8 protein-coding genes and 4 tRNA genes are annotated in these 6,315 nt (G+C 61.0%); all 12 read right to left on the bottom strand.

What is annotated here, in order from left to right:
- Nucleotides 1-196: 196 nt before the first annotated feature.
- The 12 genes from rplL to AC2VNO_RS17395 all read right to left on the bottom strand — a co-directional run bounded on the left by rplL (nt 197) and on the right by AC2VNO_RS17395 (nt 6,092).
- Complete coding sequence (gene rplL / locus AC2VNO_RS17450; protein WP_228574947.1) at nt 197-568, bottom strand: 50S ribosomal protein L7/L12; 372 nt, start codon at nt 566-568, stop codon at nt 197-199.
- Between the two features lie 86 nt (nt 569-654).
- Nucleotides 655-1,158 (bottom strand): 50S ribosomal protein L10, encoded by a 504-nt coding sequence (rplJ, locus tag AC2VNO_RS17445; RefSeq protein WP_228574949.1) that lies wholly within the window; start codon nt 1,156-1,158, stop codon nt 655-657.
- Nucleotides 1,159-1,422: 264 nt separating this feature from the next.
- On the bottom strand, nt 1,423-2,115 hold the full coding sequence (rplA, locus tag AC2VNO_RS17440; RefSeq protein WP_228574951.1) for a 50S ribosomal protein L1: 693 nt from the start codon (nt 2,113-2,115) through the stop codon (nt 1,423-1,425).
- A 2-nt stretch (nt 2,116-2,117) separates the two neighbouring features.
- Nucleotides 2,118-2,549, bottom strand: coding sequence for a 50S ribosomal protein L11 (gene rplK, locus AC2VNO_RS17435; protein ID WP_043514686.1), 432 nt, complete (start codon nt 2,547-2,549; stop codon nt 2,118-2,120).
- 91 nt (nt 2,550-2,640) lie between these two features.
- Nucleotides 2,641-3,174, bottom strand: a complete 534-nt coding sequence (gene nusG / locus AC2VNO_RS17430; protein WP_228574953.1) for a transcription termination/antitermination protein NusG — start codon at nt 3,172-3,174, stop codon at nt 2,641-2,643.
- A gap of 8 nt (nt 3,175-3,182) precedes the next feature.
- Nucleotides 3,183-3,551, bottom strand: a complete 369-nt coding sequence (secE, locus tag AC2VNO_RS17425) for a preprotein translocase subunit SecE (RefSeq protein WP_228574956.1) — start codon at nt 3,549-3,551, stop codon at nt 3,183-3,185.
- A gap of 67 nt (nt 3,552-3,618) precedes the next feature.
- Nucleotides 3,619-3,694 (bottom strand) — tRNA-Trp (locus tag AC2VNO_RS17420).
- Between the two features lie 145 nt (nt 3,695-3,839).
- Nucleotides 3,840-3,914: transfer RNA gene (locus tag AC2VNO_RS17415), tRNA-Thr, on the bottom strand.
- A gap of 39 nt (nt 3,915-3,953) precedes the next feature.
- Nucleotides 3,954-4,027 (bottom strand) — tRNA-Gly (locus tag AC2VNO_RS17410).
- A gap of 44 nt (nt 4,028-4,071) precedes the next feature.
- Nucleotides 4,072-4,155, bottom strand: a tRNA-Tyr gene (locus AC2VNO_RS17405).
- A gap of 117 nt (nt 4,156-4,272) precedes the next feature.
- Nucleotides 4,273-5,112, bottom strand: a complete 840-nt coding sequence (locus AC2VNO_RS17400; protein ID WP_486935316.1) for a type III pantothenate kinase — start codon at nt 5,110-5,112, stop codon at nt 4,273-4,275.
- Nucleotides 5,109-6,092 (bottom strand): biotin--[acetyl-CoA-carboxylase] ligase, encoded by a 984-nt coding sequence (locus AC2VNO_RS17395; RefSeq protein ID WP_486935315.1) that lies wholly within the window; start codon nt 6,090-6,092, stop codon nt 5,109-5,111. The genes AC2VNO_RS17400 and AC2VNO_RS17395 overlap by 4 nt, the downstream gene beginning before the upstream one ends.
- Nucleotides 6,093-6,315: the final 223 nt, after the last annotated feature.

Genomic DNA, 6,315 nt, shown 5'->3' with positions numbered 1-6,315 from the left:
GTGGTCGGCGCCACCCGACGGGGTTGCCCCCGCCAGGCGCTGACGGCAAGCTCCAAAAAGGTAGCTCGCCGTCGGGATTCTTCTAGCGACGCTGCGTCAGCAAGGCGCTAGTGCAACAGAAAAAGGCCGGCAGCGGGAGGGCCCGCCACCAGCCATGGAAGCTTACGCAGCGCGTGAAGCCATGGAAACCAAGGGATTACTTGAGTTCCACAGACGCGCCGGCTTCTTCCAGCTTCTTCTTGGCCGCTTCGGCCTCTTCCTTCGGCATGGCTTCTTTGATGGTCGCCGGCGCGCCATCGACGGCACCCTTGGCTTCCTTCAGGCCCAGACCGGTGATCTCGCGAACGGCCTTGATCACGTTGACCTTCTTGTCGCCAGCGCTGGTCAGCACCAGGTCGAATTCAGTCTGCTCTTCGGCGGCGGCTTCGCCACCGGCAGCCGGGCCAGCCATGACGGCGGCAGCGGCAGAAACGCCGAACTTCTCTTCCATCGCTTCGATCAGCTCGACAACTTCCATGACGGACATGTCGGCGACGGCGTTGATGATGTCTTCTTTGGTCAGTGCCATTTCGATATTCCTAACTTTGCGGGAGCCTCGGCGCACCGAGCGCTCTATTCAGTGTTCGATTCAGGCTGCAGCAATGAGTTCGCCGATCAGGCGGCCTCTTCCTGCTTCTGGTCGCGCAGGGCGGCCAGAGTACGAACCAGCTTACCGGCGGAAGCTTCCTTCATGACGGACATCAGCTTGGCGATGGCCTCGTCATAAGTCGGCAGGGTCGCCAGACGGTCGATGTCGCTTGCCGCAATCAGCTCGCCTTCGTAGGCCAGCGCCTTGACTTCGAAGTTCTTCTCGTCCTTGGCAAAATCCTTGAACAGACGGGCGGCAGCGCCCGGGTGCTCGGTGGAAAATGCAAGCAGAGTCGGACCGACGAAGCTCTCGCTCAGACACTCCCACTGAGTGCCAGAGAGGGCGCGACGTGCCAGGGTGTTGCGAACAACACGCAGCTGGACGCCATTCTCGCGCGCCTGCTTACGCAGACCGGTCATCTTCTCGACCGTAACGCCACGAGAATCGGCAACAACGACGGAGAGTGCGCTCTTGGCAGCTTCACTGACCTCGGCAACGATCGCCTTCTTGCCTTCGAGTGCTAGTGGCACAGTGATCACTCCTTCGTGCCGGAACCGCATAGCGGACTCCGGTGGTTACCATCTCTTCCGTCAGTGCCAGGCATCGACGGAAGTCCTGGGTGATGGTGCTCACCAGCTTACTGGCGGCCACACCATCTGCGCAGGCATCCCTAGGGGAGATTAAGCCGCCCACTCGAAAGAGGGCGGCACCTGCGGTCTTTGACGGTGCCCCAAGAACCTGCTGACAGGACAGGGGACCGCAAAGTTATTGCTACGCTACGCTCTGCGTACGCCTCAGGCGAAGGCAGAGTGATCGATGGTCAGACCCGGGCCCATGGTAGTGGACAGGGTGACCTTCTTGAAATAAATACCCTTGGACGTGCTCGGCTTGAGACGCTTGAGGTCGGCGACCAGCGCTTCCAGGTTGCCCCGGATGGCATCGGCTTCGAAATCGACCTTACCCAGTGTGGTATGAATGATACCGTTCTTGTCGGTACGGAAGCGCACCTGACCGGCCTTGGCATTCTTGACCGCAGTGGCGACGTCCGGGGTCACGGTACCGACCTTGGGGTTCGGCATCAGGCCGCGCGGACCGAGAATCTGGCCCAGCTGGCCGACCACACGCATGGCGTCCGGAGAAGCGATGACCACATCGAAGTCGAGCTGGCCTTTCTTGACCTGCTCGGCCAGATCTTCCATGCCGACGATATCGGCACCGGCTTCTTTGGCGGCATCGGCACTGGCACCCTGGGTGAACACGGCGACGCGGACGTCCTTGCCGGTTCCATTGGGCATCACGGTAGCGCCACGCACCACCTGGTCGGATTTACGCGGATCGACGCCCAGATTGATGGCGACGTCCAGCGACTCCTTGAACTTGACGGTAGAGAGCTCGGCAAGCAGGGCCACGGCTTCTTCCAGGCTGTAAGCCTTGGTGGCGTCGACCTTCTCGCGAATCGTCTGAGCACGCTTGGAAAGCTTGGCCATGATCAGAGACCCTCCACGTTGAGGCCCATACTACGGGCACTACCGGCAATGGTACGCACTGCGGCGTCGAGATCGGCAGCCGTCAGATCCGGCTCCTTGGTCTTGGCGATCTCTTCAAGCTGCTCGCGAGTCACGGTACCGACCTTCTTCTTGTTCGGCTCACCGGAACCGGACTTGATGCCAGCCGCCTTCTTCAGCAGGACGGCCGCGGGCGGCGTCTTGGTGATGAAGGTAAAGCTGCGATCGGAATAGACGGTGATCACCACGGGAGTCGGGAGACCCGGCTCGATTTCCTGCGTCGCGGCGTTGAACGCCTTGCAGAATTCCATGATGTTCACGCCGTGCTGACCCAGCGCGGGGCCCACGGGCGGACTCGGATTGGCCTTACCGGCTGCAACCTGCAGCTTGATGTAAGCCTGGACTTTCTTGGCCATGATGTACTCCAGTTGGGTAGTAGCGCCTTGCGGCTCCCCGGGTTAAACGGCCACCGAAGTGGCCGCACAGCAAACTTGCGATCGAGAGACGTTACTCTTTCTCGACCTGAGAGAATTCGAGCTCGACCGGCGTCGCCCTGCCGAAAATCAGCACGCTGACCTGCAGGCGGCTCTTGTCGTAATTGACCTCTTCCACCACACCATTGAAGTCGGCGAAGGGACCATCGACGACCCGCACGGACTGCCCCGGCTCGAACATGGTCTTGGGGCGCGGCTTGTCGGTACCGTCCTTCACTCGATGCAGGATGGCATCGGCTTCCTTCTGGGTGATCGGCGCAGGCTTCTCCTTGGTACCGCCAATGAACCCCATCACGCGGGGCGTCTCATTGACCAGGTGCCAGGTCGCATCGTCCATTTCCATCTCGACCAGCACGTAGCCGGGATAGAACTTGCGCTCGCTCTTGCGGCGCTTGCCGTCTCGCACCTCGACGACCTCTTCGGTCGGCACCAGGATCTCGCCGAAGCGCTCCTCCATGCCATACATCTTCACGCGCTCCTTGAGGGAGCGCATGACATGCTTCTCGAAGCCGGAGTAGGCGTGAACGACGTACCAACGCTTGGACATGAAGACTCCTAACCGATGACGCCGGACATGGCCCAGCTAAGAAGGGTGTCGATCAGCCACAGCATCAGCCCGACGATCAGAACGGCCACCAGCACGATAGCGGTCGTCTGCACCGTCTCGGGACGGGTCGGCCACACCACACGTTGAATCTCTTTCTTTGCGTTCTTGGCCAGCTCGGCAAGATCGCGCCCTCTGGCGGTAGTCAGTGCAATCGCCGCCGCGGCAACGCACAGCACCACGACGCCAAGCACACGATAGAGGAGCGCCTGATCGGCGAAATAGGTGTTCCCCACCACGGCCAATGTGACCAGCGTGACGACAACCGCCCACTTGAGCCCGTCGTGGCGCGACTCCTGCACCTCGGCGTTGTGTTTCATGAAAACGAGACTCCTCAGGGTGCGGCAATCGAGTATGTTCGTATGAAGAAGCCAACCTGGGGAAGGTTGGCAGGCCAGGAGGGAATCGAACCCCCAACCTGCGGTTTTGGAGACCGCTGCTCTGCCAATTGAGCTACTGGCCTGTACCTGGTATGCAGCACCCCTTTGCAGGCAAGCTTGCACAACAGCGGGCGCCATGATAGCGGATGTACCGCCGACTGGCAACCCTTCCCGGCGAACTGACGCCGTGAAGAAAAGAAAGGCGAGCCCAGGCTCGCCTTTCTGCAATGGAGCTCATGGACGGATTTGAACCGTCGACCTCACCCTTACCAAGGGTGTGCTCTACCCCTGAGCTACATGAGCGCAACCTTTTCCAGCAGCTGCCAGTGACTGACAAATGCCTGGAGCGGGCAGCGGGAATCGAACCCGCACCATCAGCTTGGAAGGCTGAGGTTCTACCATTGAACTATGCCCGCCTAACCACTTTTCCAACCAAGACCAACGCCCTGAGTGGACAATCTGGTGGAGGGGGAAGGATTCGAACCTTCGAAGCTTTCGCGGCAGATTTACAGTCTGCTCCCTTTGGCCACTCGGGAACCCCTCCAGATGGCGGACCATTCTACCGCCTGCCAAAGGCTTGTCAAGTGCTTAATTTTCAGCCACTTGCCTCTGACATGGGCCTAATGGCAAAGCCATTGCCCTTGGAACGCGCTGCATTGTGTCAAAGCAGCATGGAGAATGCAAGGCCTGCCCTGATTTTTTCCAACCCCGCCGGGGCGGGAATGCGCGGCGCTCCCGACAGGCGCCCGGCCCGTTCGGCCGCGGTGAGTGGGAAGCAAGCCTCGAGCCCGCCATAGACCATGTCGGGCCATACGGCATGGGGCGAGTGCACGCCACGCGCCACGACTCGCGCATCGCCACCGGTCAGCAGCATCGGCAGGGCAACTCCTTCTCGGTCGCAGACTTCGGCATAGATGCGATTGACGGCACTTACAGCCGCCAGGTAGATCCCATGATTGACGGCCTCAACGGTGCGACGCCCGGGAAGCAGCAGCTCTTCCGCCTCACTATCGGGATCAATCGCCACGTTTCGCGTGCCCAGCTTGAGACTCTCCTTCATCAGCCTCAATCCAGGCACGATATAGCCGCCCAGATGACGCCCGCCCGGCAGCACGAAATCGATGGTAATGGCACTCCCGCAGTCGACGGCACAGCACCCCCCCGCCAACTGGTACCCAGCAAGCACTCCCATCCAGCGATCGACACCCAGACGATGAGGTTCCTCGTAGCCGTTGACGACACCTAGCGCCTCCGGCGTCGAACGAGCGACATGAACACCACGTACGCGACTCTGCAGCAGTGCCACGGTCTGCTCGAGCACTGCCTGGCGGGCAACGCTCGATATACGCACCGCTTCCACCACATCCAGATCGGGAATATCGGAGCCCGGCTTCCACTCCTCCCGGGTCCAGACAGCGCCTCGGGAGCGTATTTCGCTGCTGTCGGCGTCCTTCAATCGCCACTTGGAGAGCGTGTTGCCGATATCCAGGTCAAGGATCATAGACGACCACGCAAGCTGATCTCACCACCCCCCAGGCGCTCACGCCCGTTCTCGCTTCGAATCCAGAGATTGCCCGACGCATCGACGCTCTCGGCTGTCGCCAGGAGCCTCTGCTGCCCACGGAGCACCTCCACTTCGCTGCCCTCGAAGGCGTGTCGCTCGTTCCACTCGTCCTGCCAGACGGCAAAACCACTCTTCTCGTACCCCGCCAAAAGCGGCATGAGCTCGTCCAGCAGCTCCGCTGCCAGCCGATTTCGGGAAAGGGATGGAGCCTGATCGTGAACTGCCGCCACTCTCTGCTCGATCTTCGCTCGGAAACTGTCTGGCAGATCGAAGTTGATCCCCATGCCCACCACGACTTCACAAGGACCTGTCGTATCCCCACTGATCTCCACAAGGATCCCGGCGAGCTTGCCCAAAGAGCCCTCGTCACCTGCCAGCAATACGTCATTGGGCCATTTTAGCCGAGGTGCGACACCATGGCGCTCGAGCACCCTGGCCAGAGCAACGCCCACCGCCAGGCTCAGCCCCTCCAGCGCCACCACACCGGATTCGAACCGCCATCCGACCGATAGCATGAGCGCACGTCCCCAGGGGGTCGACCACGCACGCCCTCGACGTCCTCGACCCGCGCTCTGCTGCTCCACCAGGCAGACCTCACCGTGGCCTGCCCCCTGGTCGAAACGACGGCGCATGAACTCATTGCTTGAAGGCAACGTCTCCTCGACGAAGAGCCTGGCAAGATGCTGGCGGCCCTGCCGCGACAGGCCGGCCACGATCTGCCCGCCATCGAGCAGCTCAAGCGGCTTGGCGAGACGATAGCCCTGGCCCTTGACCGCCTCCAGAGCGATATCCATCCCCTCGAGCTTCTTCAGCTGCTTCCAGACCGCGGTGCGAGATACGCCCAGCCGTTCCCCCAGTTGCTCGCCGGAGTGAAACTTACCGTCGCTCAGCAACCGGATGAGGTCACCAATGGTCATGCCCTGTGCCCTAATCGGGAAAAAAACCATTCTATCGAACTGCCGCTTACACGGAAACGCATTGATCGGATAAAGAAAAACCCCGAGCTCTCAGGAACTCGGGGTTTTTTGGCATAGTGCCTGACATTCGGGCCGGCCATCCGGCGGGCGGCGCTTCGCTACACGGGAGGCCCAAACGGCGAAACCCAGCCTCTTTCGAAGCTGGGTTTCTGAATAGATGCCT

The sequence above is a fragment of the Halomonas sp. TH-94 genome, assembly GCF_057473365.1.
The sequence above is the reverse complement of the archived record's forward strand: the minus strand, read 5'-3'. Positions and strand labels throughout refer to the sequence as shown.